A 25,514-nucleotide genomic window follows, 5' to 3' on the forward strand; every position below is an offset into this window, starting at 1 on the left:
GACCGGCACCGCTCCCGACCTCGCGGCCGTGGGCGAGCCGCCGGCCGCCTGGTGGCAGGCGCTCGGCGTCTTCGACCTCGAGACCACCGGCATCGACGTCGAGACGGCCCGCATCGTGACCGCCCACGTCGGCTTGATCGACGCCACCGGTGCGACGGTCGCGCACGGCGAGTGGTTGGCCGATCCGGGCGTCGAGATCCCCGAGCAGGCCAGCGCCGTCCACGGCATCTCGACCGAGCGGGCCCGAGCCGAGGGGCGACCGGCCGCCGAGGTCGTGGCCGAGATCGTCGCGGCCATCCGTGCCGTCTTCGCTCGCGGCGTGCCGTTGGTCGTCTACAACGCGCCCTACGACCTCACGCTGCTCGACCGTGAGGCCCGCCGCCACGGTGTCGAACCTCTCGGCGAGGTGGGCGAGATCGGCTGCGTCGTCGATCCGCTCGTCATCGACAAGGCCGTCGACACCTACCGCAAGGGCAAACGCACCCTCGAGGCCGCCGCAGCCGTCTACGGCGTCTCGCTCGACGACGCCCACGACGCCGGGGCCGACGCGATCGCCGCTGGTCGCGTTGCCCAGGCCATGGCCAAGCGGTACCCCGACCGGCTCGACGTGCCCGTCACCGAGCTGCACGACCTCCAGGTCGGGTGGTGCTCGACCCAGGCCGAGAGCTTCCAGCAGTACATGCGCCGTGCGAAAGACCCCACCTTCACCGCTCACGGTGACTGGCCGCACCGCCCACTCCCGTTCGCCTGAACGGGGTCGTGCCCCGAGTCCCCTCGGGTCCACCCGGCCTCTCGTGCTCTCCACGTGACCCGCCGTGGCGTCCCCACCCGGGGCGTCCCCACCCGAGGCGTGTCCGCCCGGGTACGCGAAAGAGGCGGCCCACCGAAGTGGACCGCCTCTGACGGGGTTGCGGGCCGAAGCCTACTTGCCGAAGTTCTTGTAGCGCGAGTTGAACTTCTCGACGCGACCGGCCGAGTCGAGGATGCGCTGCTTGCCCGTGTAGAACGGGTGCGACTCGGACGAGATCTCGACGTCGATGACCGGGTAGGTCTCACCGTCGAGCTCGATGGTCTTGTCGCTCGTCGTGGTGGAGCGCGTGAGGAACGTGGCGCCCGACGCGAGGTCCCGGAAGACGATCTGCTTGTACTCGGGGTGGATGTCGGTCTTCATGATTGTCCTAGGTCTAGCGAACGAGTGATGATGGTGAGTTCAGGAGGCACGCGCAGCGACGCTGCGGACCAGCTGTCAACGATACCAGACCGACGGCCCGGATCGTAGGAGGCGCGGGTCAGCCGGCCGCGCGGGCCGAGTACCGGCCCCCGTCGGACTCGACCCGCAGCTCGACGCCGAAGGTCGCGCCGAGGGTCTCGGCGGTGATGACCTCGTCGAGCGGACCGGCGGCCACGACGGAGCCGTGGTCGAGCAGCAGGGCGTGCGTGAATCCCTTGGGGATCTCTTCGACGTGGTGGGTCACCATGACGATGGCCGGAGCACCCTCGGACGAGGCGTAGCCCGACAGCATCTGCAGCAGCTCTTCGCGGGCGCCGAGGTCGAGGCTGGCGGCCGGCTCGTCGAGCAACAGCAGCTCGGGGTCGGTCATGACCGAGCGCGCGATCTGGACCCGCTTCTGCTCGCCGTCGCTCAGTTCGCCGAAGGTACGGTCCGCGAGGTGGTCGAGCTTCCACTCGTCGAGCACGCGGTGCGCCCGACGGACGTCGACGCCCTCGTATTCTTCGTTCCAGCGCCCGGTGACCGAGTAGGCGGCCGTCAGGACGACGTCAACGACCTTTTCCTTAGCCGGGATGCGCCGGGCGATGGCCGTCGAGGCGAAGCCGATGCGCGGCCTCAGGTCGAACAGGTCGACGGAGCCGAGATCGGAGCCGAGGATGCTGGCCTCGCCCGAGGACGGGTGGCTCTGCGCGGCGGCGACCTGCAGCAGGCTCGTCTTGCCGGCACCGTTCGGGCCGAGCACGACCCAGCGCTCGTCGGAGTCGACCGTCCAGGTCAGTTTGTCGACGACGGCGGTGCCGCCTCGGACGATCGAGACATCGGTGAGCTGCAGGACGGTAGGCATGGTCCTCAGCCTAGTTGAGCAGTCCCTCGTAGATCCCCAGCGTCTGCTCGGCGATCCGCGACCACGAGAACTCTTCTTCGGCCCTCATGCGGCCGGCTCGTCCCATGAGGCGGGCGAGTGCCGGGTCGGAGACGACCTCGGTGAGGGTGGCCGCCAGGTCGGCCACGAAGCGGTCGGGGTCGACCGGGGTGCCGGTGCCGTCCTGCACCTGGTCGAGGGGCACGATCCGGCCCGTCAGACCGTCCGCGACGACCTCGGGGATGCCGCCCGTGTCGGACCCGACGACGGGAACGCCGCAGGCCATCGCCTCGAGGTTGACGATGCCGAGGGGTTCGTACACCGACGGGCAGACGAAGGTGGTGGCGGCGCTCAGCACCGCACTGAGCTGGTGACGGGGCAGCACGGTGTCGATCCAGACGACCCCGGTGCGTTCCTCTTGGAGCTCGCGGACCAGGCCCGTGACCTCGGCCATGATCTCGGGTGTGTCGGGCGCCCCGGCGCAGAGCACGAGCTGCACGTCGGCGGGCAGCAGCTTGGCCGCGCGCAACAGGTACGGGAGGCCCTTCTGGCGGGTGATTCGACCGACGAAGACGACCGACGGGCGATCGGGGTCGATGCCCAGGCCCCGGACCAGCTCGGCGTCGTCGACGCGCTGCCACCCCTCGAGGTCGATGCCGTTGTAGACGACGTGGACCTTGGACTCGTCGATCGACGGGTAGGAGCGCAGGATGTCGCGTCTCATGCCGTCGCTGACGGCGATGACGCGGTCGGCGGTCTCGTAGGCCTGGCGCTCGATCCAGCTCGAGACGCGGTAGCCGCCGCCGAGCTGTTCGGCCTTCCAGGGCCGGAGCGGTTCGAGGCTGTGGGCCGTCAGGACGTGAGGGACGCCGTGCAGCATCTGGGCCAGCTGGCCGGCCGCGTTCGCGTACCAGGTGTGGCTGTGGACGACGTCGGCTCCGGCGACGTCCTGGGCCATGGTGACGTCCACTCCCAGGGTGCGCAGGGTGGCGTTCGCCTGGTCGAGCTGGGGGAGGTCGGGGTACCCGGTCGTGTCGGGTTCGGAGTCGACCTCACCGAACGCCCGCACCTGCACCTCGACGCCCTGACGCAGGGCCTTGACGAGTTCGACGACGTGGACGCCCGCGCCCCCGTAGACGTTGGGCGGGTATTCCTTGGTGATGACATCGACTCGCACGTGGTTCACCGTAGTCGTGCGACCGCGAATCGTGCCATTCTGGCCCCATGGCATCAAAGAAGATCTTCGGCATCGTCCTGGCTGGTGGCGAGGGCAAACGCCTGATGCCGCTGACCGCCGACCGCGCGAAACCCGCTGTCCCGTTCGGTGGCAACTACCGCCTCGTCGACTTCGCCCTGTCGAACCTGATCAACTCGGGTCTTCGGCAGATCGTCGTCCTGACGCAGTACAAGTCGCACAGCCTCGACCGCCACGTGTCGCAGACCTGGAGCATCGAGGGCCTGCTCGGCGCCTACGTCGCCTCGGTCCCGGCCCAGCAGCGGCTCGGCAAGCGCTGGTTCGCCGGCAGTGCCGACGCCATCCTGCAGAGCCTCAACCTGCTGCGTGACGAGAAGCCCGACATCGTCGTCGTGGTCGGCGCCGACCACGTCTACCGCATGGACTTCTCCCAGATGATCGAGGCGCACATCGCCTCGGGCGCCGGGGTCACCGTGGCTGCCATCCGTCAGCCCATCTCCCTCGCCGACCAGTTCGGCGTCATCGAGGTCGACTCCGACGACCCGACCCGCATCGGCCGGTTCCTCGAGAAGCCGACGGACGCCACGGGTCTGCCGGACTCCCCCGACGAGATCCTCGCGTCCATGGGCAACTACGTCTTCGACGCGGACGTCCTGATCGACGCCGTGCTGCGCGACGGCGAGAAGCCCGACTCGAACCACGACATGGGCGGCGACATCGTCCCCGACTTCGTGTCCCGTGGCGACGCGGCCGTCTACGACCTGAACCGCAACGAGGTGCCCGGGGCGACCGAGCGCGACCGCTACTACTGGCGCGACGTCGGCACCATCGACTCGTTCTACGACGCGCACCGCGACCTGATCTCGGCCCTGCCGATCTTCAACCTCTACAACACCGACTGGCCGATCTTCAGCCAGCAGCTCAACTCTCCCCCGGCGAAGTTCGTCCGTGACGGCCACGGCAACCTCGGAACGACGATCGACTCGATCGTGTCGCTGGGCTCGTTGCTCTCGGGGGCGCACGTGGAGCGCAGCGTCCTGGGCCCCTGGTGCACCCTCGACAGCGGCTCGCGGGTCGTCGACTCGGTGGTCTTCGAGCGGGCGCACGTCGGCCCGAACGCCGTCGTCAACCGGGCGATCCTCGACAAGGACGTCGTCATCGCGGCCGGGGCCTCCGTCGGCGTCGATCCCGAGGCCGACCGGGCCCGTGGCTTCACCGTCACGCCGTCCGGCATCACGGTGGTCGGCAAGGGCGTCCGCGTCGACCAGTAGTCCTCCGAGGTCACACGAGAGGCGCGGTGCGCCGACGGCCCTAGGCTGTCGGCGTGCCGCGTTTCCTCATCGTCCTCGACGTCGACTCCACCCTGATCGAGGACGAGGTGATCGAGCTGCTGGCCGACGCCGCCGGTTCGCGAGAGCGCGTCGAGGACGTCACCTCTCGGGCGATGGCGGGTGAACTCGACTTCGCTGCCAGCCTGGCCGAGCGCGTCGCGACGCTCGAGGGCTTGCCCGAGTCCGTCTTCGCCGAGGTGCGTTCGCGCATCAAGCCGACCCGCGGCGTCCGTGAACTCCTCGACGGCGTCCACGCCGCGGGTGGCCTCGTCGGCGTCGTGTCGGGCGGGTTCCACGAGACCCTCGACCCGCTGGCCGACGACCTGGGCCTGGACTTCCGCCGGGCCAACCGCCTCGAGGTGCGGGACGGCCGGCTGACCGGACGGGTCTCCGGCCCCGTGATCGACGCGCACGCCAAGGCCGTCGCCCTGCGGCAATGGGCCGAGGAGGCGCGGGTCGGCCTCGCGCACACCGTCGCCGTCGGCGACGGGGCCAACGATCTCGAGATGATGGCCGTAGCGGGACTCTCGGTCGCGTTCAACGCCAAGCCGCGGGTCCGTGAGCGAGCCGACGTGGTCGTCGGGACGAACGACCTCTCTCAGCTGCTGCCCCTGCTCGGACTGCGCGGCTGACCCGCGGCGGGAGGCGGGCGTCCCTCGAGGGGACGACCCGCGCCTCCTGCGTGGTCGGACCTAGTGGCCCATGCCGAGGCCGCCGTCGACCGGGATCACGGCCCCCGAGATGTAGGCGGCGTCGTCGCCCGCGAGCCACGTGATCGTCTTCGCGACCTCCCCCGTGGTGCCGTACCGGCCGGCGGGAATGCTCTTCTTGTACTCGGCCTGCTGCGCCTCGGGCAGGACGGCGGTCATGTCGGTCTCGACGAAGCCCGGGGCCACCACGTTGGCGGTGATGCCGCGGGCCCCGAGCTCGCGGGTCAGCGAGCGGGCGAAGCCCACCAGGCCCGCCTTCGAGGCGGCGTAGTTGGCCTGGCCCGGGCCGCCGTAGAGACCGACGACGCTCGACACGAGGACGATGCGTCCGAAGCGGGCCTTCAACATGCCCTTGGACGCCCGCTTGACGACGCGGAAGGCGCCGCCGAGGTTGGTGTCGACGACCGAGGTGAAGTCGTCCTCGGTCATGCGCATGAGCAGACCGTCCTTCGTGATGCCGGCGTTGGCGACGACGACCTCGACCGGCCCGAGCTCGGCCTCGACGGTGCTGAAGGCCGCGTCGATCGACGCGGCGTCGGTGACGTCGGCGACGACGGTGAGCGTCCCCTCGGGGCCCCGCCCGCTGCGGGCCGTGACGGCGACGCGGTGACCCTGGGCGACGAACTCTTCGGCGATGGCGAAGCCGATGCCTCGGTTGCCGCCGGTGACGAGGACGGTGCGGGGCGTGGTCATGGGTTGTCTCCTCGTGAGCGATCTCGACGGTGGCCGCGAGGTCGCGGCGCGGATCGGCGAACCTGTGATCGGCAGGCCGCCGACCAGCCTACTGTCGGACCCGGGTCATAGGATCGAGGCGCTCCCCCGGACGTCTCGTGCCCGAGTCCCGTCCGGCACCCGTCCGTGGTGCGTCCGCCCTCTTCCCGACATCGAGGTGTGCCCCGTGAAGGCCTCGAACACGATCACATCCCTCCCGCCCTCCCCCACCGACGACCGGCACTCCCGCATGGTCAAGTACCTGGTGGCGATGGGCATCAGGTTGGTCTGCATCGCCCTCTGCTTCGTCTTCCCCCTCGGCTGGTGGACCCTGTTGCCCGTCATCGGTGCCGTCGTCATCCCCTACATCGCCGTCGTCTTCGCGAACGTGGGCCACGAGGCGGGCGACGCAGTCGAGAGCCCGGGCGGCATCGAGCTCTACCGCGAGCCGCAGGCGCCGTTCCGGCCGACCGTGGTCGACGGCGACGCGGGTCCTGCCGGCCCCGCCGCCTCGTCCGATGACGCGCCCGGCGAGGCGGATCACGATCGGCGGAGCGCCTGATGCTCGGCCTCGATCCCGTCGGCGTGCAGTGCTCTCGCGCCTCCTGTCGAGCCGAGGCACGGCATAATGTCCACTGGCGCAACCCCAAGATCCATGGCATCGATCGGGTCAAGGTGTGGTCGGCGTGCGACGAGCACGTCGACTTCCTGCGTGAGTTCCTCGAGGCACGTGACTTCCCGGTCGTCGTGACGGGGGTGTCAGAGGTCGTCGAACAGGTCGGAACGGAGGCGCGGTGACGAACATCCGCTTCGCCCTCTCGCGCAGATGGCTGGGCTACCTCGCCGTCGCCGTCGTCTTCGCGATCATCTGCGTGTTCCTCGCCCACTGGCAGTGGTCGCGGCACGATGAGAAGCTCGCGGTCGTGCACCAGCTCGAGCAGACCTACGACGCCGATCCGATCCCCCTGCAGCAGGCCTTGCCCGAACTGTCGTCCTACGACGCCGCTCAAGAGTGGCAGCCGGTCGAGATGACCGGGCGCTACCTCACCGACGACGAGTTGCTGGTGCGCAACCGCCCGCTCAACGGGCAGCCCGGCTTCGAGGTGCTCGTCCCGTTCCGCACCACCCAGGGCGAGATCTTCGTCGTCGACCGCGGTTGGGTGCCCACCGGCAACGCCCAGGACTCCCCCGACGTCGTGCCCGCGCCTCCTTCGGGCGACGTCACCGTGATCGCACGCCTGAAGCCGGGCGAGCCGGCGCTGGGCGACCGGACGGGCGTTCCCGGGACGAACCAGATCGCGACCATCCAACTCAGCGAGGTCGAATCGCGAGTCGGGCAGCCCGTCTACTCGAGCGCCTACGGTCTGGTCGTCAGCGAGAGCCCCGCGCCGGCGACGGCACCCGTGCCGTCCTCCAAGCCCGAGATCGACACCGGGCTCAACCTGTCGTACTTCGTCCAGTGGCTCATGTTCGCGGTCGGAGCCTTCGGGTTCCTGTTCTACGTCTTCCGACAGGAGTACCGCAACCAGAACGCCGACGACGACGAACTCGTCGAGCGCGAGGCCGAACGGCAGCGTCGTCGCGACGCCCGGCCCCGCCACGACAACGACGTCGAGGACGAGATCCTCGACGGCGCGCGCCGCTGACCGGACCACCGGCCGGGCGCTGGTGCCCCAGGGCCTGGCCCGTTCTCGGTCGTGCTAGGTCGAGCAGGGCAGGTTGATCAGGCCAGGTTGATCAGGTCGGAGTAGTCCGGGGTCCAGTGGTCCTCGGTGCCCTCGGGCATGATCAGCACGCGCTCGGGGTTCAACGCCTCGACGGCACCCTCGTCGTGGCTCACCAGGACGACGGCCCCTTCGTAGTTGCTCAGCGCGTCGAGGATCTCGAGGCGACTCGCGGGGTCGAGGTTGTTGGTGGGCTCGTCGAGCAGCAGGACGTTCGCGCCCGAGACGACGATCATCGCCAGAGCCAGCCGTGTCTTCTCGCCGCCGGACAGCACACCGGCCGGCTTGGCCGAGTCGTCGCCCGTGAAGAGGAACGAGCCCAACACCCGTCGAGCCTCCATCTCGGTGATGTTCGGCGAGGACGACACCATGTTCTCGAGCACGCTGCGCTTGACGTCGATGGTCTCGTGCTCCTGGGCGTAGTAGCCGACCCGCAGCCCATGGCCCGGCTCGAGCTGCCCGGTGTCGGGAGCGTCGACCCCTGCGAGGATGCGCAGGAGGGTCGTCTTGCCGGCACCGTTCAGGCCCAGGATGACGACTTTCGAGCCACGGTCGATGGCGAGGTCGACGGCGGTGAAGATCTCGAGCGAACCGTAGCTCTTCGACAGGTTCGAGGCCATGAGGGGCGTCTTGCCGCACGCCACCGGCGTCGGGAATCGCAGCTTGGCCACGCGGTCGACCGCGCGGACCTCGTCGAGACCGGAGAGGAGCTTCTCGGCTCGTGCCACCATCTGGTGAGCCGCAGCGGCCTTCGACGCCTTGGCGCCGAACCGGGCCGCCTGCTTCTGCAGGGCCGAGGCCTGCTTCTCGGCGTTCGAGCGCTCTTTCTTGCGGCGCTCCTCGTCGGCAGCACGCTGCCGCTGGTAGTTGCGCCACCCCATGTTGTAGACGTCGATGGCTTGGCGGTTGGCGTCGAGGTAGAAGACGCGGTTGACGACCTCCTCGACGAGTTCGATGTCGTGGCTGATCACGATGACGCCGCCCTGGTAGGTCTTCAGGTACTCGCGGAGCCAGACGACGGAGTCGGCGTCGAGGTGGTTCGTGGGCTCGTCGAGGATCATCGTATCGGCGGCCGAGAACAGGATGCGGGCCAGCTCGATGCGCCGGCGCTGACCACCCGACAACGTCGACAGGGGCTGGTCGAGGATGCGGTCCGGCAGGCTCAGGTTGCTCGCGATGGAGGCCGCCTCGGCCTCGGCTGCGTACCCGCCGAGGGCGTTGAACTGGTCGTCGAGATCGCCGTAGCGTTTCATGGCGCGGGCGGCGACGTCGGGATCCGGGTCACCCATGGCGAGGGTGGCTTCCTGGATGCCGAGCAGCAACTGGCCGAGACCCCGGGCGTCGAGGATGCGGGTCCGGGCGAGGTCTTCGGGGTTGCCACTGCGGGGGTCCTGCGGGAGGTAGCCGATCTCACCGGAGCGCTCGATCTTGCCGCCCGTCGGGAGGGTCTCGCCGGCCAGCGTCTTGGTCATGGTCGTCTTGCCGGCGCCGTTGCGGCCGACGAGGCCGATCTTGTCGCCCCGGTCGACCCGGAACGAGACGTCGGCCATGAGGAGGCGCGCGCCGACGCGGATCTCGAGATCGTGCACGGAGAGCACAGCAGATGTCCAATCGATTGGTGAGGAGTCCACAACGGGGCCCGGAAGGGGGCCGCCCATAGGATGGGGACGTCGTGTGGAGAGGGTCGCAGCACTGCGCTGCCGACCAGCCGCTCGGCCGATCAACCTACCCATTCTAGGAGTCCCCATGACGAACACTGCCGCATCGACCTCACGGCCGGTCCTCGCCGACCGTCTGGTGGCCCGGGGCGTCGCCACCGACGTGGCCCTCGTCCTCGGTGGAGTCGCCGTCGTCTCGGCCCTCGCGCAGGTGCAGGTGCCGCTCTGGCCGGTGCCCGTCACCGGACAGACGCTCGGTGTGATGCTCGTCGGCGCCTCCCTCGGCGCCCGTCGCGGGGCGCTCTCCTTGGCCACCTACCTGGTGCTGGGTGTCGCGGGCTTGCCGATCTTCGCCGAGTTCTCGGGCGGACCCCTCAGCGTCCTCAAGCCGAGCTTCGGGTTCGTCATCGGGTTCGTCGTCGCAGCGGCCGTCATCGGCTGGCTCTCCGAGCGGGACTGGGACAAGAAGTGGTGGCGCTCGGCGGCGGCCTTCTTCCTGGCGAGCCTGATCCCCTTCGCCGTCGGCCTCCCCTACCTGGCCGTCGTGCTCGGGTCGTTGGGTCTGCCGAACGACCTGCCGAGCGTCCTCGCGGCCGGCCTGTACCCGTTCATCGTCGGCGGCATCGCCAAGTGGCTGATCGCGGCGGCGGCCCTGCCCCTCGCCTGGCGTGCGCTGAAGCGCATCGGTGACTAGCGCCTCCCGTTCCCCGGCGTGATCGTCGAGGACACGCGACGAAGCCCCGCCCCTCTCGGAGGGGCGGGGCTTCGTCGTCGTTCCGACGGGCGGGTTTCAGATGGAGAACCCGATGGCGCGCATCATGTCGCGACCGTCGTCCGTGATGCGATCGGGGCCCCACGGCGGCATCCACACCCAGTTGATGCGGAAGGCGTCGACGACACCGTCGAGGGCATTGGCCGTGTCGCCCTCGATGACGTCCGTCAAGGGGCAGCCGGCGCTCGTCAGGGTCATGCTGATGATGAGCGCGTTCTCGTGCTCTTCGTCCATCGCGAGGTCGTAGATGAGCCCCAGATCGACGATGTTGACGCCCAGCTCGGGGTCGACGACCTCTTTCAGTGCCTCGATGGTCTGGTCGAACTTCTCGGGGCTGAGTGCGACGGCCACGGTCAGACCGCCGGGGTCGCGGCGGCCTCGGCGGCGGCTGCCGTGACGTACCGGTCGTAGCCATCGTTCTCGAGGCGGTCGGCCAGCTCGGGCCCACCCTCGTCGGCGACGTGACCGTCGACGAACACGTGGACGAAGTCGGGCTTGATGTAGCGCAGGATGCGCGTGTAGTGCGTGATGAGCAGCAAGCCGAGTCCGGTGTTGGTCTTGGCACGGTTGACGCCCTCGGACACGATCTTCAGCGCGTCGACGTCGAGACCCGAGTCGGTCTCGTCGAGGACGGCGAACTTCGGCTTGAGGAGCTCGAGCTGCATGATCTCGTGTCGTTTCTTCTCGCCACCCGAGAAGCCTTCGTTGACGTTGCGCTCGGCGAAGGCCGAGTCCATCTTGAGCGCGTTCATCGACTCGCGGAGGTCCTTGATCCAGCCGCGGATGGCCGGAGCCTCGCCGTCGAGAGCCGTCTTGGCCGTGCGGAGGAAGTTCGAGACCGTGACGCCGGGGATCTCGACGGGGTACTGCATGGCGAGGAAGAGCCCTGCCTTGGCGCGCTCGTCGACGCTCATCTCGAGCACCTCACGACCGTCGAGGAGGATGGAGCCCCCGTCGACGTTGTAGCGGGGGTGGCCGGCGATCGTGTAGGCGAGGGTGGACTTGCCCGAGCCGTTGGGGCCCATGACGGCGTGGATCTCGCCCTCGTTGATGGTGAGGTCGACGCCCTTGAGGATGGGCTTGGGGCCGGCGTCGGTGTCGATGCTGACCTTGAGGTCGCGGATCTCGAGAGTGGACATGCGTTCTGTTCCTTTACTGTGCGGCGCCGGTGGAGGTCGAGGTGGTGTCGACGTACACCTCGCCGTCGATGACGGAGACCGAGAAGACCGGTACGGGTTCGTAGGCGGGCAGCGTGAGCGGCTTGCCGGTGGTGAGCTCGAACTTGGAGCCGTGGGCCCAGCACTCGAGGGTGTCGTCCTCGACGAAGCCCTCGGAGAGGGAGATGTCGCCGTGGGTGCAGGTGTCGCCGATCGCGTGGATCGTGCCGGCACTGTCTTTCACGACGGCGATCGCGACGCCGTCGACGACGACGCGGTGCGCCTGGGAGGGGCTGACGTCGTCGACGCCGCAGACCTTCGTGGCCATCAGGCGACCGTCTCGGTCGATGTCGCCTCGCCCGCGGCCAGTTCGACCTCGATGGCGTCCACGAGCCGGGCCTGCAGGTCGGCGTCACCGATCTTCTGGATGACCTCGACGAGGAAGCCGAGCACCACCAGGCGACGGGCCTCGTGCTCGGAGATGCCGCGCGACTGCAGGTAGAACAGGTGCTCGTCGTCGAAGCGACCGGTCGCGCTGGCGTGACCCGCGCCCTCGATGTCGCCGGTCTCGATCTCGAGGTTCGGGATCGAGTCGGCGCGCGTGCCCTCGCTCAGCACCAGGTTGCGGTTCTGCTCGTAGCTGTCGGTTCCGGGAGCCGTCCGACCGATGAGCACGTCACCGATCCACACGGTCCGGGCACCGGCACCCTGGAGGGCACCCTTGTAGTTGACGCGGCTCCGTGTCTTGGGAGCGTCGTGGTTGACGTAGACCTGCTGCTCGAGGTGCTGACCGGCATCGGCGAAGTAGACGCCGTAGAGCTCGGCGTCGGCGCCCTGCTCGGCCAGGTGGGCCGAGGGGTTGACCCGGACGACCGAGCCGCCGAGGCTGACGACGAAGTGCTTGAGCTGGGCGTCCCGACCGATGCGGGCGTGGTGGCTCGCGAGGTGGACGGCGTCGTCGTCCCACTCCTGCAGGGTGACGACGGTGAGGTGCGCCCCCTCGTCGACGACGATCTCGACGTTCTCGACCAGCTGCGCCGACCCGGTGTTGCGGAGGACGACCATGGCCTGGCTGTTCGCCTTGGCGTGGATCAGGGTGTGGCCGGCCCGTGGCTCGCGGTCGAGACCCGAGCGTCCGACGGTGATCGCCGACGGTTCGTCACCCTCGAGCGTGACGGCCAGCACCTTCTCGGCACTCGCCCACGCGTTCGCCGCGGCCTTGTCCTCGGGCGTTCCGGCCGTGCCGACCCGAGAGTCGCCGCGGTCGATCCACTCGACGGTGGCGCCGGGCGTCTCTCGAGCCAGGTACGCATAGGGCGAGCCGTCGAGGTCGCCGTCGATCAACGGACGGAGGCGCGACACCGGGCTCAGCTTCCAGTCCACCTCGCGACCGGTCACGTCGGGGAACGCCGCGGGGTCGACCGAGGTGAACCGCTCGGAACGCGTCTGCACGGGCACAAGGCCCCAGCCGCCGTCGCTGTGGGCACCGGCGCCGTGCTGAACGCCCGGCTCGGTGGTGGACTCTGGTGTGGTGGTGGGTGCTGCGGCGGACATCTAGCCGACTGATCCTTCCATGCTCATCTCGATGAGCTTGTTGAGTTCGAGCGCGTACTCCATCGGGAGCTCGCGGGCGATGGGCTCGATGAAGCCACGGACGATCATGGCCATCGCTTCGTCTTCGGCCATGCCCCGCGACATGAGGTAGAAGAGCTGCTCTTCGCTCACTCGCGACACCGTGGCCTCGTGACCGAGCTGAACGTCGTCGACGCGGATGTCGATGGCGGGATAGGTGTCCGACCGGGAGATCGTGTCCACGAGCAGGGCGTCGCAGCGCACCGTGTTGGCCGCGTGGTGGGCGGCCTCGTCGACCCGGACCTCGCCACGGTAACCGGCGCGACCGCCGCCTCGGGCGATCGACTTCGACACGATCGACGACGTGGTGTAGGGCGCCATGTGGATCATCTTCGCGCCGGCGTCCTGGTGCTGACCGGGGCCCGCGAAGGCGACGGAGAGCGTCTCGCCCTTGGCGTGCTCGCCGACCAGGTAGATCGACGGGTACTTCATCGTCACCTTGGAGCCGATGTTGCCGTCGATCCACTCCATCGTCGCGCCCTCGTGGGCGATCGCGCGCTTGGTGACCAGGTTGTACACGTTGTTCGACCAGTTCTGGATCGTGGTGTAACGCACACGGGCGTTCTTCTTCACGATGATCTCGACCACGGCCGAGTGCAGGGAGTCGGACTTGTAGATCGGGGCGGTGCAGCCCTCGATGTAGTGGACGTAGCTGCCTTCGTCGGCGATGATCAGCGTCCGCTCGAACTGGCCCATGTTCTCGGTGTTGATGCGGAAGTACGCCTGCAGCGGGATCTCGACGTGGACGCCCTTGGGGACGTACACGAACGAACCGCCGGACCACACGGCCGTGTTCAACGCGGCGAACTTGTTGTCGCCGGCGGGGATGACCGTGCCGAAGTACTCCTGGAAGAGCTCGGGGTGCTCGCGGAGCGCCGTGTCGGTGTCCATGAAGATGACACCCTGCTGCTCAAGGTCCTCGCGGATCTGGTGGTAGACCACCTCGGACTCGTACTGGGCGGCGACGCCCGCCACGAGGCGGTTGCGCTCGGCCTCGGGGATGCCGAGCTTCTCGTAGGTGTTCTTGATGTCGTCCGGAAGCTCGTCCCAGGTGGTCGCCTGCTTCTCGGTCGAACGCACGAAGTACTTGATGTTGTCGAAGTCGATGCCCGACAGGTCGGCACCCCACGTCGGCATGGGCTTGCGCTCGAACAGCGTCAGCCCCTTGAGGCGGTTCTTGAGCATCCACTCGGGTTCGCTCTTCAGGTTCGAGATGTCGGTGACGACCTCGGGTGACACCCCCCGGCGCGCCGAGGCGCCCGCGGAGTCGGAGTCGGACCAGCCGAACTCGTACTGCCCCAGGCTCGCGAGCTCGGGTCGATCGATCAACACGTCTGACATGACTACCTCTTTCTCTGCCGGACCGAACACGGGTCGGCCGAACGGCATTCCCCGGGTGGTGGAGCAGCCCGGTTGCTCGCCCTGCGAGTCGAACACACCGGCTGTCGTCGCCTCGCCGGACGACGCTCGACGTGATCGAGTCGTCAGGTGGCGTTGCTTAGACTGGTGCTGAAGGCCGTGCACCGCTTCTGCGGATCTCACGGTCTTCGGATGTCTCCGTCGACACCCTGCCGGGTCGTGTTCCTGAACCCGTTGATTCTACAGGGCCGACCGCCGAAAGTGACGAAAGGCAGCAAGTCGTGAGCAACGCACAGGTGGGCGCCACCGGAGTCCTGACCCGAGCCTGGTCGTGGCTCCCCACGACCGTCGACCGTCGGGTCCGTTTCATCGCCTGGGCGTCGTTCGTCTGTCAGGTGCTGCTGATCGGCACAGGTGGCGCGGTGCGCCTCACGGGATCGGGACTCGGTTGCCCCACCTGGCCCCGCTGCACCGCCGACTCGTTCGTCAGCACGCCCGAGATGGGCGTCCACGGCGTCATCGAGTTCGGCAACCGACTGCTCACCTTCGTGCTCACCCTCGTGGTCATCCTCGCGTTCCTCCTCGTGCTCCGCATGCGCACGGTCCGGCGCGACTTCTTCTGGCTGACCCTCGTCCAGGGCCTGAGCATCCCCTTCCAGGCCGTGCTCGGGGGGATCACCGTCCTGACCGGGCTCAACCCCTACATCGTCGGGGCCCACTTCGTCGTCTCGATCGTCCTCGTCGCACTGACCACGACGTTGCTCTGGCGGGTGTACCGCGGCCCCCGGGGGCGCCACGCCGCGACGCCGCGAGGCTACGGACGGCTCGTCCACGTGACGGCGGCGGTCGTCGGCGTCACGGTGATCGTCGGTGTCCTCACGACCGGCTCCGGCCCGCACGCCGGTGACGCGGCCACTCCCCGCAACGGTCTCGACCCGGCGATCATGGACCACGTCCACAGCTGGCCGGCATACGCCACCCTCGCCCTGACCCTGGCCGTCGTCGCTTGGACGCTGCGGGCAGGCCTCCCCCGCCGTTTCCCCCTCGCCCTGCTCGGCGTGGAGCTGGTCCAGATCGCGGTCGGCATCACCCAGGCGCGCTCGGGGTTGCCGCCCCTGCTCGTCGGCAGCCACATGGTGCTGGCCGCACTGCTCGTGGCCGCGACGACCGCCGTCGTGCTGTCCCTGCGCAACGACCAGGCCCCGGACGAGGTCGAACCGATCGTCGAGGCGGCTGCCGTCCGCGCCTGATCGACGCGACCGGGTGCCCTAGTCGCGACGCATGACGGTGTCGACGTCGTCCTGATCGACGACGACGAACCCCGTGCGCTCGTAGAGCGACACGGCACGACTTCCGGTGAGCACGTCGAGGGTGATCGACCCCGTGGTGACCGAGCCGATCGCCTCGGTGAGCAGGGCTGTCCCGATGCCCTGGCCTCGCGCCTCCTCGGCCAGGTAGAAGTGGCGTAGCCAGGTCGTGTCGCCGTCCGGATGCAGGGCGATGCAGCCGAGGAGGCGCTGGTCGCCTTCGACGACCTGCGTCTCGTCGGCCATGAACTCGCGCACGAAGCGCGCACGGTGACGCGGCGGGTTCCAGATGCCGAGACGCTCGAACTCGGGCCTCAGGACGACGAGCTTCAGGTCGGTCAACGGCTCGACGTCGTCCGGGCGCGCCGGACGCACCGTCCAGTCGAAGGGGCTCACGAGGCTAGAACGGGAGCAGGGGGTCGACGCCGACGGCGACGAACAGCAGCGTGAGGTACGTGATCGAGCTGTGGAAGACGCGCATCGGCCGGACCTCGGCGACGTGCTGGATGGCTCGGCTGTACAGCCGGTGCGACTCCCAGACGAACCAGGCGCCGCTGGCGAGGGCCACGACCGTGTAGAGCACGCCCATGCCGGCGACGGGGACGAGGATCAACGAGCAGACCACGGTGGCCCAGGCATAGAGGATGACCTGCAAGCCGACGATGGACCGGCCGCGCACCACGGCGAGCATCGGGACGTCGGCCGCGGCGTAGTCGTCGCGGTACTTCATCGACAGCGGCCAGTAGTGCGGCGGCGTCCAGAGGAAGATGACCATGAAGAGGATGACGGCCGACCACGACAGGTCGTTCGTGACGGCGGCCCAGCCGATGAGCACCGGCATGCACCCGGCGATGCCGCCCCACACGATGTTCTGCGGCGTGCGACGCTTCAGCCAGAGGGTGTACACGACGACGTAGAAGAGGATGGCTCCGAGCGACAGCGCCGCCGAGAGGAGGTTGACCGTCAGGGCGAGCCAGACGATCGACGCGACGCCGACGACGTACGAGAAGATCAACGCCTCGCGGTCGCTGACCTCACCGGTCACGAGCGGTCGGCCCTGCGTCCGCTTCATGATGCGGTCGATGTCACGATCGATGTAGCAGTTGAAGGCCGAGGCCGAGCCGGCGCTCAGCGCCCCACCGATCAGCGTCGCGGCGACGAGCCACAGGTTGGGGATGCCCCCCTGGGCCAGGAACATCGTCGGCGCCGTGGTGACGAGCAGGAGCTCCATCACGCGGGGCTTCGTGAGGGCGACGTACGCCCGAGCCTTGCGACGGAAGCCCCGGGGTGACGTGTCGGGGCGGATGTCAACGGCTGCGGTCATGAGTCCTCTAACGAGACGAACGGTTTGCCCAAGGAGTCTAGGCGATGAACGTCGACGCTGACGGCGAACCCTCGGCCGATGCGGACGGGAGAAGGGGGTTCGTCCCTATACTTGCAGGTGCTTGCCAGTCGTACGCCCTCTCGGTCCCGAATCACCGGACGAACCGTCCCGATCTCCGCCCCGGCGTGTGTGCGACCCAGCCGACGACGTCTCGGCAGGCGCACGTCAGCGCGGGAGCGAATCGACCCCGCGCAGTTCGCATCAAGAAGGGTCAACTTCCAGTGGCAGATCTGCAATGGGAATCCATTGACAACAAAGCAGTAGACACGGTCCGCGTCCTCGCGGCCGACGCGGTCGAGAAGGTCGGCAACGGTCACCCCGGCACCGCGATGAGCCTGGCGCCCGCCGCCTACCTGCTCTTCCAGAAGGTCATGCGTCGTGACCCGAGCGACAGCACCTGGATCGGTCGCGACCGGTTCATCCTGTCCGTCGGCCACAGCTCGCTGACGCAGTACATCCAGTTCTACCTGGGCGGCTACGGTCTCGAGCTCGACGACCTCGAGGCCCTGCGCACCTGGGGCTCGAAGACCCCGGGCCACCCCGAGTACGGCCACACGGACGGCATCGAGATCACCACCGGTCCGCTGGGCCAGGGCTTCGCCAGCTCGGTGGGCTTCGCCTACGCCGCCCGCTTCGAGCGCGGCCTGTTCGACCCCGACGCCGCACCCGGCACGAGCCCGTTCGACCACTTCGTGTACGTCATCGCCGGTGACGGCGACATGCAAGAGGGCGTCACGAGCGAGGCCGCGTCGCTGGCCGGGCACCAGAAGCTCGGCAACCTCGTCGCCATCTACGACTCGAACCAGATCTCGATCGAGGACGACACGAACATCGCCTTCACCGAGGACGTCCACAAGCGCTTCGAGTCCTACGACTGGGACGTCCAGGTCGTCGACTGGAAGAAGACCGGCGAATACGTCGAGGACGTCGCCGAACTGCACGACGCCATCGAGAAGGCCAAGGCCGTCACCGACAAGCCCTCGCTGATCATCCTCAAGACGATCATCGGCTGGCCCTCGCCCAAGAAGCAGAACTCCGGCAAGATCCACGGTTCGGCCCTCGGTGCCGACGAGGTCGCCGGCCTCAAGTCGGTCCTCGGGTTCGACCCCGAGAAGTCCTTCGACGTCGACCCCGCCGTCCTCGAGCACACCCGCAAGGCCGTCGAGCGCGGACAGGCCCAGCACGCCGAGTGGGACGAGAAGCTCGCCGCGTGGGCGTCGGCCAACCCCGACAAGAAGGTCATGCTCGACCGCATCCTCGCGAACGAGCTCCCCGAGGGCGTCGAAGAAGCGCTCCCCGTCTTCGAGGCCGGCAAGGACGTCTCCACCCGCGCCGCCTCGGGCAAGGTCATCAACGCCCTCGCCGGTGTGGTCCCCGAGCTCTGGGGCGGCTCGGCCGACCTGGCCGAGTCGAACCTGACGACGATCACGGGTTCGAAGTCGTTCGTCCCCACCGAGTGGTCGACCGACGAGTGGAGCGGCGACCCCTACGGTCGTGTGCTGCACTTCGGCATCCGCGAGCACGCGATGGGCGCCATCCTCAACGGCATCACGCTGCACGGCAACACGCGCCCGTTCGGCGGCACGTTCCTGATCTTCAGTGACTACATGCGCCCCGCGGTCCGCCTCGCGGCCCTGATGAAGTCTCCGGCGATCTACGTCTGGACCCACGACTCCGTCGCCCTGGGCGAGGACGGTCCGACGCACCAGCCGATCGAACAGCTCGCGTCGCTGCGGGCGATCCCCGACCTCGACGTCGTGCGTCCCGCCGACGCCAACGAGACGGCCTGGGCCTGGGCGACGATCCTCGAGCGCCACCACGGCCCCGCCGGCATCGCGCTCAGCCGTCAGAACCTGCCCGTCTTCGAGCGCGGCACCGGTGACGCCGAGGGCGACACCTTCGCGTCGGCGAAGAACGTGGCCAAGGGTGCCTACGTCCTGGCCGAGGCGCCGGGTGGAACGCCCGACGTGATCTTCGTCGCCACGGGTTCCGAGGTGCAGATCGCCGTCGAGGCCCGTGAGGTCCTGCGCGGCGAGGGCATCAACGCCCGAGTCGTCTCGGCTCCGAGCATCGAGTGGTTCGACGAGCAGAGCGACGAGTACAAGGAGGCGGTCCTCCCGGCCGCCGTGAAGGCTCGCGTCTCGATCGAGGCCGGTGTGGCCATGCCGTGGCGCGGCATCGTCGGCGACGCCGGTCGCAGCGTGTCGATCGAGCACTTCGGTGCCTCGGCCGACTACAAGACGCTGTTCAAGCAGTTCGGCATGACGACCGAAGCCGCCGTCGCCGCCGCCAAGGACTCGATCGCCGCTCTCTGAGCGTCGACGAAGGAAGAAGAAGAACATGACTGATTCGAACACCGCACAGCTCTCCGCCGCCGGCGTGAGCATCTGGCTCGACGACCTGTCGCGCGAGCGCATCAACGCGGGAGGCCTGCAGAAGCTGATCGCCGAGCGCAACGTCGTCGGCGTCACCACCAACCCCACGATCTTCGCCTCGGCTCTCGCCAAGGGTGAGGCCTACGACGACCAGGTCGCCCTGCTCGCGAAGACCGGCGTCAGCGTCACGGACGCCGTCTTCGAGATCACCACCGACGACGTCACCCGTGCCTGCGACATCTTCCGCGAGCTCTACGACACGACGGACGGCTTCGACGGCCGCGTGTCGATCGAGGTCGAGCCCGGTCTCGCGCACGACGCGCAGGGCACCATCGACCAGGCGGTCAAGCTGGCCGCCAAGGTCGGTCGCCCCAACGCCCTCATCAAGATCCCGGCGACCGTCGAGGGTCTCGAGGCCATCACGGCGGTCATCGCCCAGGGCATCAGCGTCAACGTGACCTTGATCTTCAGCCTCGAGCGCTACCGCGCCGTCATCAACGCGTACCTCACGGGTCTCGAGCAGGCCAAGGCCGCGGGCATCGACATCTCCGAGATCCACTCGGTCGCCTCGTTCTTCGTGTCGCGCGTCGACACCGAGATCGACAAGCGCCTCGACGCGGTCGGGACCGACGAGGCCAAGGCCCTCAAGGGCAAGGCCGGCGTGGCCAACGCTCAGCTCGCCTACGAGGTGTACCAGCAGGCCTTCGACACCGAGCGGGCCAAGGGCCTCCTCGCTGCCGGCGCCAACAAGCAGCGCCCCCTCTGGGCCTCGACCGGAGTCAAGGACCCCGCCGTGCTCGACACCACCTACGTGGTCGAGCTCGTCGCCCAGGACGTCGTCAACACGATGCCCGAGAAGACCCTCGAGGCGACCTTCGACCACGGTGTGATCCGTGGCGACACGATCAGCGCCTCCTACGCCTCGGCCAACGAGACCATGGACGCGATCGCCGCGCAGGGCGTGTCCTACGACGACGTGACCGAGACCCTCGAGAAGGAGGGCGTCGAGAAGTTCATCGTGTCGTGGAACGAACTGCTCGACACGGTCACCGCGGCCCTCGAGGCAGCCAAGCCCGCCGGGGAGTCCAAGTGACCATCACCATCGCTGCCAGCGGAGACGCGGCGCAGGCGGTCGAGGCGGTCGTCCCGACGCTCGTGAGCGACCTCGTCGCCTCGGGCATCACGGCGCAGAACCCCACCCTGTGGGGCCCTGACGCCGAGGACGAGTCCGCCAAACGCCTCGGTTGGACCGAGGCCGTCGTGGTCTCGACCCCGCTGCTCGACGAGATCGACTCGTTGCGCGACGAGCTCGCCGCCAAGGGCGTCGACCACGTCGTGCTCGCGGGCATGGGCGGCTCGTCGCTCGCGCCCGAGGTGATCACCCGCACCTACGGCGTCGAGCTCACCGTGCTCGACGCGACGGAGCCCGGTCAGGTCCTCACGGCCCTCGCCGACCGTCTCGAGCGCACCGTGCTCGTCGTGTCGTCGAAGTCGGGTTCGACCGTCGAGACGGCCAGCCAGCGCAAGACGTTCGAGAAGGCGTTCACCGACGCCGGCATCGACCCCGTCGAGCGCATCGTCGTGGTCACCGATCCCGGATCGCCCCTGGACGGGCAGGCCCGTGAGGCCGGTTACCGCGTCTTCAACGCCGACCCCAACATCGGCGGGCGCTACTCGGCCCTGTCGGCGTTCGGCCTCGTGCCGTCCGGCCTGGCCGGTGCCGACATCCGCGAGCTGCTCGCCGAGGCCGACGCCGTGACGGTCGAGCTGGCCCAGGACCGCGCCGACAACCCGGGCCTCGTGCTGGGTGCCGTCCTGGCGGGCACCTCACCCCTGCGCGACAAGATCGCGATCGTCGCCGACGGCACCCACATCGTGGGGTTCCCGGACTGGGCCGAGCAGCTCATCGCCGAGTCGACCGGCAAACAGGGTCGCGGCCTGCTCCCCGTCGTCATCGGCACCTCGGCCCCCGAGATCACGGCGGGCCTCCACGACGTGCAGGTCGTGCGTCTCGTGGCGAACGCCGACGAGACCCGTGAGGTCGCGCCCGGCGAGGTCGAGATCTCGGGTTCGCTCGGCGGTCAGATCATGGTCTGGGAGTACGCCGTCGCGGTGGCCGGGCGTCTGCTCGACATCAACCCGTTCGACCAGCCCGACGTCGAGTCGGCGAAGGTCGCGACGCGGGCGTTGCTCGACGACCGACCCGAGCCCACTCCCCCGGCCTTCACGGCCGAGGGTGTCGAGGTCCGCGAGGTCGGAGGCATCGAACTGGGCGACTCTCTCGAGTCGGCCGTCGCCGCGCTTCTCTCGCACCTGAGCGATGACGGCTACGTCTCGATCCAGGCATACGTGGATCGCGTGGCGAACCCGCAGCTCGAGGAGATCCGTGATCTGCTCGCGGCACGCACACAGCGTCCCGTCACCTTCGGGTGGGGGCCGCGCTTCCTGCACTCGACGGGTCAGTACCACAAGGGCGGCCCGGCCAACGGCGTCTTCCTGCAGATCACGCAGGTGCCCGCGACCGACCTCGAGATCCCCGAGAGCCCGTTCACGTTCGGGCAGCTCGTGCAGGCACAGGCCGCCGGTGACGCCAAGGTCCTGGCCGAGCACGGTCGTCCCGTGCTCACGCTGACGGTGACCGACGTGGCCGCCGCGCTGCCGGTCATCACCGCCGCACTCCGCTGAGCCGAAAGGGCCGGCGTCCTCACGGACGCCGGCCCTTTCGTCTTGCCCCCGGGTGGTCTCCGCGGGTCTCACCCGTCCTCGACCCGATCGCCCCTCGAACCACAGAACGGAACCCCATGTCACCGGTGCCGATCACGCCGGAGTCCAACCCGTTGCGGTTGCCCTCCGACCGACGTCTCAACCGCATCGCGGGCCCCAGCGGTCTCATCATCTTCGGTGTGACGGGTGATCTCTCCCGCAAGAAGCTCATGCCCGCCGTCTACGACCTCGCCAACCGAGGCTTGCTGCCGCCCGGTTTCGCGCTGGTCGGGTTCGCCCGTCAAGAGTTCGAGGGCCAGGACTTCGAGCAGGTCGTCTATCAGTCCGTCAAGGACCACGCGCGCACGCCGTTCGACGAAGACGTCTGGCGTCAGCTCAAAGAGGGGTTCCGTTTCGTCCAGGGTGTCTTCGACGACGCCGATGCGTTCGCGCGACTGAAGGACACCATCGAAGAGCTCGACCGCGAACGCGGCACGATGGGCAACCACGCGTTCTACCTCTCGATCCCGCCCAAGGCCTTCCCCATGGTCACCGAGCAGCTCCGCAACTCCGGGCTCGCCGAGGAGAAGGACGGCGCGTGGCGACGCGTCGTCATCGAGAAGCCCTTCGGCTCCGACCTCAAGACGGCCCGCGAACTCAACGCCGTCGTCGAGACGGTCTTCGAGCCCGACAGCGTGTTCCGCATCGACCACTACCTCGGCAAAGAGACGGTGCAGAACCTGCTCACGCTCCGGTTCGCCAACCAGATGTACGAACCCCTCTGGAACTCGAACTACGTCGACCACGTCCAGATCACCATGGCCGAGGACATCGGCGTCGGTGGTCGCGCCGGCTATTACGACGGCATCGGGGCCGCCCGCGACGTCATCCAGAACCACCTCCTCCAACTCCTCGCCCTGACGGCGATGGAAGAGCCGGTCACGTTCGCCGCCCGCGACCTCCGGGCCGAGAAGGAGAAGATCCTCTCGGCCGTCCGTCTGCCCGCCGACCTCGCGACGGGCACGGCTCGGGGTCAGTACGCCGGGGGGTGGCAAGGTGGGGAGAAGGTCCTCGGCTTCCTGGACGAAGAGGGCATGAACCCCGAGAGCACGACCGAGACCTTCGCCGCCATCAAGCTCGAGATCGCGACCCGGCGGTGGGCGGGCGTGCCCTTCTACCTCCGGGCCGGAAAGCGGCTCGGGCGTCGCGTGACCGAGATCGCCGTCGTCTTCAAGCAGGTGCCCGAGAACATCTTCGGAACCCAGACGTCACTCGGGCAGAACGCCCTCGTGATCCGCGTCCAGCCCGATGAGGGAGTGACCCTCCGATTCGGGTCCAAGGTGCCCGGCATCGGTACGCAGGTCCGCGACGTCACCATGGACTTCGGCTACGGACACGCCTTCACCGAGGCGAGCCCCGAGGCCTACGAGCGCCTCATCCTCGACGTGCTCCTGGGCGACCCACCCCTCTTCCCTCGGCACGAGGAGGTCGAGCTCTCCTGGAAGATCCTCGACCCGATCGAAGAGTTCTGGGCCACCCAGGGCCAGCCCGAGCAGTACCGACCCGGCACGTGGGGCCCCACCTCCGCCGATGAACTCATGGCCCGTGACGGCCGTACCTGGAGGCGTCCGTGATCGTCGACCTGCCCGACAGCACCATCAGCCGCGTCCAGAAGACGCTGGTCAAGATCAGGGAAGAAGGAGGCGCGGTCGCGTTGGGCCGCGTCCTCACCTTGATCATCTCCACTCGTCTCGGCGACGAGGAAGAAGCCATCGAGGCCGCGAACGACGCGTCACGCGAGCACCCCATGAGGGTCATCGTCGTGTCCACGTCGACCGACCTCGACGACGTCGACGGGCGACTCGACGCCCAGATCCGCGTGGGCGGTGACGCGGGCGCCAGCGAGGTCATCTTGCTGCGGGCCTACGGTGAGACCGCGAGCGACGAGGAGGGATTGGTGACGGGGCTCCTGCTCCCCGACGCTCCCGTCGTGGCGTGGTGGCCCAAGACCGCGCCTCCCGTCGTCTCGGAGTCTCCCCTGGGGCGCATCGCGCAACGGCGCATCACCGACGCCGCGAGCCAGTCCGACCCGCGCCAGTCGATCATCGACCTCGCCCGCAGCTACGCTCCCGGTGACACCGACTTCGCCTGGACCCGCCTCACCCTGTGGCGGGCACAGCTCGCCGCGGTGCTCGACCAGCCGCCCTACGAGTCGGTCACCGAGGTCGGCGTCTCCGGGGCGCCCGACTCCCCCTCGACGCTCCTCCTGGCCGCCTGGCTGCGTCTGCAGCTCCAGGTTCCGGTCGACGGCGACTTGACGACCCGGGCGACCGGCTCGAGCGGCATCCACGGAGTGCGACTCGTTCGCGCGTCCGGATCGATCGTCCTCGAACGCTCCCTGGACGACGTCGCGACGCTGACCCAACCGGGTCAGCCCACGCACGACCTGGCGCTGCCACGCCGCTCGCTGCGCGACTGCCTGGCCGAGGAACTCCGTAGACTCGACCCCGACGACCTGTTCGGGAACGTCGTGAGACACGGGGTCGGCCAACTGAGCGAACCCGTCCAGAGCAACTAGAGCAGATAGAGAACCGTGACGAACGAACGCCGGGTGCTGGTCCACCCCGACAAAGAATCACTGGGTGCCTCCGTGGCCGCCCGGTTCATCACCAAGATCATCGACGTGCTCGAAGAGCAGAACTATGCGTCGGTCGTCGTCAGCGGAGGCTCGGTGAGCACGCTCGTGCTGGCGGCCATCAACGCGTCGCCGGCACGTGACAGCGTCGACTGGTCGAAGGTCTCGATCTGGTGGGCCGACGAGCGTTGGGTCCCCGCAGGTGACGCGGATCGGAACGACACCCAGGCAGGCATCGACTTGCTCGACCACATCGGGTTGCTGCCCGAGAACGTCCACCGCTTCGGTGCGGTGGGCGACTTCGACGACGTCGAGGCGGCAGCCGCCGCCTACCGCGACGAGTTGTTGCAGCACGCACAGGCTGACGACGCGGCCCCCCGCTTCGACATCACGCTCCTCGGCGTCGGTCCCGACGGCCATGTCGCTTCGTTGTTCCCCGACAAAGCACAGATCCGCCAGCTCGAGCCGACCGTGCTCACGATCGACGACTCCCCCAAGCCCCCGCCGGTACGCCTCACGTTGAGCCTGCCGGTCATCAACAATTCGCAGCGCGTCTGGATGATCCTCGCCGGAGCCGAGAAGGCTTCGTCGCTGGGGCTCGCCCTGGCGGGTGCCGGCGCGGACCAGGTGCCGGTGGCAGGGGTCAAGGGACGCAAGCGGACGGTCTTCTTCGTGGATCGGGACGCGGCGGCCGAGGTGCCCGAGAACTTGATCGCCTCGACCTACTGAGTCACCACCGCGGGTGCAACTGCCCCGGACCGAATGACG

The 25,514-nt window shown here is 68.7% G+C and carries 26 protein-coding genes; 14 read left to right on the top strand and 12 right to left on the bottom strand.

Translation table 11 applies throughout. The annotated features are described in order from the left end of the window. The first annotated feature begins 28 nt into the window (after positions 1–28). Positions 29–751, top strand: a complete 723-nt coding sequence (locus tag SZ60_RS08095) for a 3'-5' exonuclease (RefSeq protein ID WP_052505248.1) — start codon at positions 29–31, stop codon at positions 749–751. Positions 752–922: 171 nt separating this feature from the next. Here the strand turns inward: SZ60_RS08095 and SZ60_RS08100 are convergent, their stop codons facing one another. The 3 genes from SZ60_RS08100 to glgA all read right to left on the bottom strand — a co-directional run bounded on the left by SZ60_RS08100 (position 923) and on the right by glgA (position 3,270). Then, positions 923–1,171: a type B 50S ribosomal protein L31 gene (locus SZ60_RS08100; RefSeq protein ID WP_043594989.1), complete on the bottom strand. Its 249-nt coding sequence runs from the start codon at positions 1,169–1,171 to the stop codon at positions 923–925. A 118-nt stretch (positions 1,172–1,289) separates the two neighbouring features. Beyond that, positions 1,290–2,075 carry an ABC transporter ATP-binding protein gene (locus tag SZ60_RS08105; RefSeq protein ID WP_043594990.1) on the bottom strand — a complete coding sequence of 262 codons (786 nt, stop codon included), beginning with the start codon at positions 2,073–2,075 and terminating at the stop codon, positions 1,290–1,292. Positions 2,076–2,085: 10 nt separating this feature from the next. Beyond that, positions 2,086–3,270: a glycogen synthase gene (gene glgA, locus SZ60_RS08110; RefSeq protein WP_043595086.1), complete on the bottom strand. Its 1,185-nt coding sequence runs from the start codon at positions 3,268–3,270 to the stop codon at positions 2,086–2,088. Between the two features lie 47 nt (positions 3,271–3,317). Here glgA and SZ60_RS08115 point away from each other — a divergent pair, with 47 nt between their 5' ends. Both SZ60_RS08115 and serB read left to right on the top strand, forming a co-directional pair. After that, positions 3,318–4,559, top strand: a complete 1,242-nt coding sequence (locus tag SZ60_RS08115; RefSeq protein ID WP_043594991.1) for a glucose-1-phosphate adenylyltransferase — start codon at positions 3,318–3,320, stop codon at positions 4,557–4,559. A gap of 53 nt (positions 4,560–4,612) precedes the next feature. Continuing rightward, complete coding sequence (serB, locus tag SZ60_RS08120; RefSeq protein WP_043594992.1) at positions 4,613–5,251, top strand: phosphoserine phosphatase SerB; 639 nt, start codon at positions 4,613–4,615, stop codon at positions 5,249–5,251. Positions 5,252–5,311: 60 nt separating this feature from the next. Here serB and fabG read toward each other — a convergent pair whose 3' ends face one another. Further along, positions 5,312–6,022 carry a 3-oxoacyl-ACP reductase FabG gene (gene fabG, locus SZ60_RS08125; RefSeq protein WP_043594993.1) on the bottom strand — a complete coding sequence of 237 codons (711 nt, stop codon included), beginning with the start codon at positions 6,020–6,022 and terminating at the stop codon, positions 5,312–5,314. 205 nt (positions 6,023–6,227) lie between these two features. Here fabG and SZ60_RS17670 point away from each other — a divergent pair, with 205 nt between their 5' ends. From SZ60_RS17670 to SZ60_RS08140, 3 genes are read left to right on the top strand one after another with little or no spacing between them, the layout of a single operon-like run. Continuing rightward, entirely contained in the window at positions 6,228–6,602 is a 375-nt protein-coding gene (locus SZ60_RS17670; protein ID WP_052505244.1) for a DUF3099 domain-containing protein, read from the top strand. After that, positions 6,602–6,838: a hypothetical protein gene (locus SZ60_RS08135; RefSeq protein ID WP_043594994.1), complete on the top strand. Its 237-nt coding sequence runs from the start codon at positions 6,602–6,604 to the stop codon at positions 6,836–6,838. Before SZ60_RS17670 ends, SZ60_RS08135 begins: the two co-directional genes overlap by 1 nt. Further along, positions 6,835–7,686 (top strand): SURF1 family protein, encoded by an 852-nt coding sequence (locus SZ60_RS08140; protein WP_043594995.1) that lies wholly within the window; start codon positions 6,835–6,837, stop codon positions 7,684–7,686. Before SZ60_RS08135 ends, SZ60_RS08140 begins: the two co-directional genes overlap by 4 nt. A 77-nt stretch (positions 7,687–7,763) precedes the next feature. Here the strand turns inward: SZ60_RS08140 and SZ60_RS08145 are convergent, their stop codons facing one another. Further along, positions 7,764–9,362, bottom strand: coding sequence for an ABC-F family ATP-binding cassette domain-containing protein (locus SZ60_RS08145; protein WP_043594996.1), 1,599 nt, complete (start codon positions 9,360–9,362; stop codon positions 7,764–7,766). Between the two features lie 148 nt (positions 9,363–9,510). Between SZ60_RS08145 and SZ60_RS08150 the strand changes: the two genes are divergently transcribed. After that, positions 9,511–10,116, top strand: coding sequence for a biotin transporter BioY (locus SZ60_RS08150; protein ID WP_043594997.1), 606 nt, complete (start codon positions 9,511–9,513; stop codon positions 10,114–10,116). A 96-nt stretch (positions 10,117–10,212) separates the two neighbouring features. On the opposite strand, the gene SZ60_RS08155 is transcribed toward SZ60_RS08150, so the two are convergent. The 5 genes from SZ60_RS08155 to sufB are packed head-to-tail and all read right to left on the bottom strand — an operon-like array spanning position 10,213 to position 14,324. Then, complete coding sequence (locus SZ60_RS08155) at positions 10,213–10,545, bottom strand: metal-sulfur cluster assembly factor (protein ID WP_043594998.1); 333 nt, start codon at positions 10,543–10,545, stop codon at positions 10,213–10,215. Positions 10,546–10,547: 2 nt separating this feature from the next. Next, entirely contained in the window at positions 10,548–11,333 is a 786-nt protein-coding gene (gene sufC, locus SZ60_RS08160) for a Fe-S cluster assembly ATPase SufC (protein WP_043594999.1), read from the bottom strand. 13 nt (positions 11,334–11,346) lie between these two features. After that, positions 11,347–11,679, bottom strand: coding sequence for a non-heme iron oxygenase ferredoxin subunit (locus SZ60_RS08165; RefSeq protein ID WP_082059966.1), 333 nt, complete (start codon positions 11,677–11,679; stop codon positions 11,347–11,349). Further along, a complete protein-coding gene (gene sufD, locus SZ60_RS08170) occupies positions 11,679–12,905 on the bottom strand; it encodes a Fe-S cluster assembly protein SufD (protein WP_082059967.1) in 1,227 nt (408 codons plus the stop codon). The genes SZ60_RS08165 and sufD overlap by 1 nt, the downstream gene beginning before the upstream one ends. Beyond that, positions 12,906–14,324, bottom strand: a complete 1,419-nt coding sequence (gene sufB, locus SZ60_RS08175) for a Fe-S cluster assembly protein SufB (protein WP_043595088.1) — start codon at positions 14,322–14,324, stop codon at positions 12,906–12,908. Positions 14,325–14,623: 299 nt separating this feature from the next. On the opposite strand from sufB, the gene SZ60_RS08180 reads away from it, so the two are divergent. Beyond that, on the top strand, positions 14,624–15,592 hold the full coding sequence (locus SZ60_RS08180) for a heme A synthase (protein ID WP_043595002.1): 969 nt from the start codon (positions 14,624–14,626) through the stop codon (positions 15,590–15,592). Between the two features lie 18 nt (positions 15,593–15,610). Here SZ60_RS08180 and SZ60_RS08185 read toward each other — a convergent pair whose 3' ends face one another. Next, a complete protein-coding gene (locus SZ60_RS08185) occupies positions 15,611–16,045 on the bottom strand; it encodes a GNAT family N-acetyltransferase (protein ID WP_043595003.1) in 435 nt (144 codons plus the stop codon). Positions 16,046–16,049: 4 nt separating this feature from the next. Beyond that, positions 16,050–16,973 carry a heme o synthase gene (locus SZ60_RS08190; protein WP_043595004.1) on the bottom strand — a complete coding sequence of 308 codons (924 nt, stop codon included), beginning with the start codon at positions 16,971–16,973 and terminating at the stop codon, positions 16,050–16,052. Positions 16,974–17,254: 281 nt separating this feature from the next. Here SZ60_RS08190 and tkt point away from each other — a divergent pair, with 281 nt between their 5' ends. The 6 genes from tkt (at position 17,255) to pgl (ending at position 25,475) form a co-directional block, all read left to right on the top strand. After that, the gene (gene tkt, locus SZ60_RS08195) at positions 17,255–19,348 is read left to right on the top strand and encodes a transketolase (protein ID WP_043595005.1); all 2,094 of its coding nucleotides are present in this window, start codon (positions 17,255–17,257) and stop codon (positions 19,346–19,348) included. Between the two features lie 25 nt (positions 19,349–19,373). After that, a complete protein-coding gene (gene tal, locus SZ60_RS08200) occupies positions 19,374–20,501 on the top strand; it encodes a transaldolase (RefSeq protein WP_043595006.1) in 1,128 nt (375 codons plus the stop codon). Next, positions 20,498–22,093 carry a glucose-6-phosphate isomerase gene (locus tag SZ60_RS08205; RefSeq protein WP_043595007.1) on the top strand — a complete coding sequence of 532 codons (1,596 nt, stop codon included), beginning with the start codon at positions 20,498–20,500 and terminating at the stop codon, positions 22,091–22,093. The genes tal and SZ60_RS08205 overlap by 4 nt, the downstream gene beginning before the upstream one ends. 116 nt (positions 22,094–22,209) lie before the next feature. Then, positions 22,210–23,745: a glucose-6-phosphate dehydrogenase gene (gene zwf, locus SZ60_RS08210; protein WP_043595008.1), complete on the top strand. Its 1,536-nt coding sequence runs from the start codon at positions 22,210–22,212 to the stop codon at positions 23,743–23,745. Then, positions 23,742–24,689, top strand: coding sequence for a glucose-6-phosphate dehydrogenase assembly protein OpcA (locus SZ60_RS08215; RefSeq protein WP_043595009.1), 948 nt, complete (start codon positions 23,742–23,744; stop codon positions 24,687–24,689). The genes zwf and SZ60_RS08215 overlap by 4 nt, the downstream gene beginning before the upstream one ends. 15 nt (positions 24,690–24,704) lie before the next feature. Continuing rightward, positions 24,705–25,475: a 6-phosphogluconolactonase gene (gene pgl, locus SZ60_RS08220; RefSeq protein ID WP_043595010.1), complete on the top strand. Its 771-nt coding sequence runs from the start codon at positions 24,705–24,707 to the stop codon at positions 25,473–25,475. The last annotated feature ends 39 nt before the right edge of the window (positions 25,476–25,514 follow it).

It is taken from the genome of Frigoribacterium sp. MEB024 (assembly GCF_000878135.1).
GTDB lineage: Bacteria > Actinomycetota > Actinomycetes > Actinomycetales > Microbacteriaceae > Frigoribacterium.

Excerpts from the sequence above, each read along its gene's own strand:
- SZ60_RS08100 (WP_043594989.1), bottom strand. The coding sequence starts at position 1,171 with ATGAAGACCGACATCCACCCCGAGTACAAGCAGATCGTCTTCCGGGAC.
- SZ60_RS08105 (WP_043594990.1), bottom strand. The coding sequence starts at position 2,075 with ATGCCTACCGTCCTGCAGCTCACCGATGTCTCGATCGTCCGAGGCGGC.
- SZ60_RS08115 (WP_043594991.1), top strand. The coding sequence starts at position 3,318 with ATGGCATCAAAGAAGATCTTCGGCATCGTCCTGGCTGGTGGCGAGGGC.
- fabG (WP_043594993.1), bottom strand. The coding sequence starts at position 6,022 with ATGACCACGCCCCGCACCGTCCTCGTCACCGGCGGCAACCGAGGCATC.
- SZ60_RS08135 (WP_043594994.1), top strand. The coding sequence starts at position 6,602 with ATGCTCGGCCTCGATCCCGTCGGCGTGCAGTGCTCTCGCGCCTCCTGT.
- SZ60_RS08150 (WP_043594997.1), top strand. The coding sequence starts at position 9,511 with ATGACGAACACTGCCGCATCGACCTCACGGCCGGTCCTCGCCGACCGT.
- sufC (WP_043594999.1), bottom strand. The coding sequence starts at position 11,333 with ATGTCCACTCTCGAGATCCGCGACCTCAAGGTCAGCATCGACACCGAC.
- SZ60_RS08165 (WP_082059966.1), bottom strand. The coding sequence starts at position 11,679 with ATGGCCACGAAGGTCTGCGGCGTCGACGACGTCAGCCCCTCCCAGGCG.
- sufD (WP_082059967.1), bottom strand. The coding sequence starts at position 12,905 with ATGTCCGCCGCAGCACCCACCACCACACCAGAGTCCACCACCGAGCCG.
- sufB (WP_043595088.1), bottom strand. The coding sequence starts at position 14,324 with ATGTCAGACGTGTTGATCGATCGACCCGAGCTCGCGAGCCTGGGGCAG.
- SZ60_RS08190 (WP_043595004.1), bottom strand. The coding sequence starts at position 16,973 with ATGACCGCAGCCGTTGACATCCGCCCCGACACGTCACCCCGGGGCTTC.
- tal (WP_043595006.1), top strand. The coding sequence starts at position 19,374 with ATGACTGATTCGAACACCGCACAGCTCTCCGCCGCCGGCGTGAGCATC.
- zwf (WP_043595008.1), top strand. The coding sequence starts at position 22,210 with ATGTCACCGGTGCCGATCACGCCGGAGTCCAACCCGTTGCGGTTGCCC.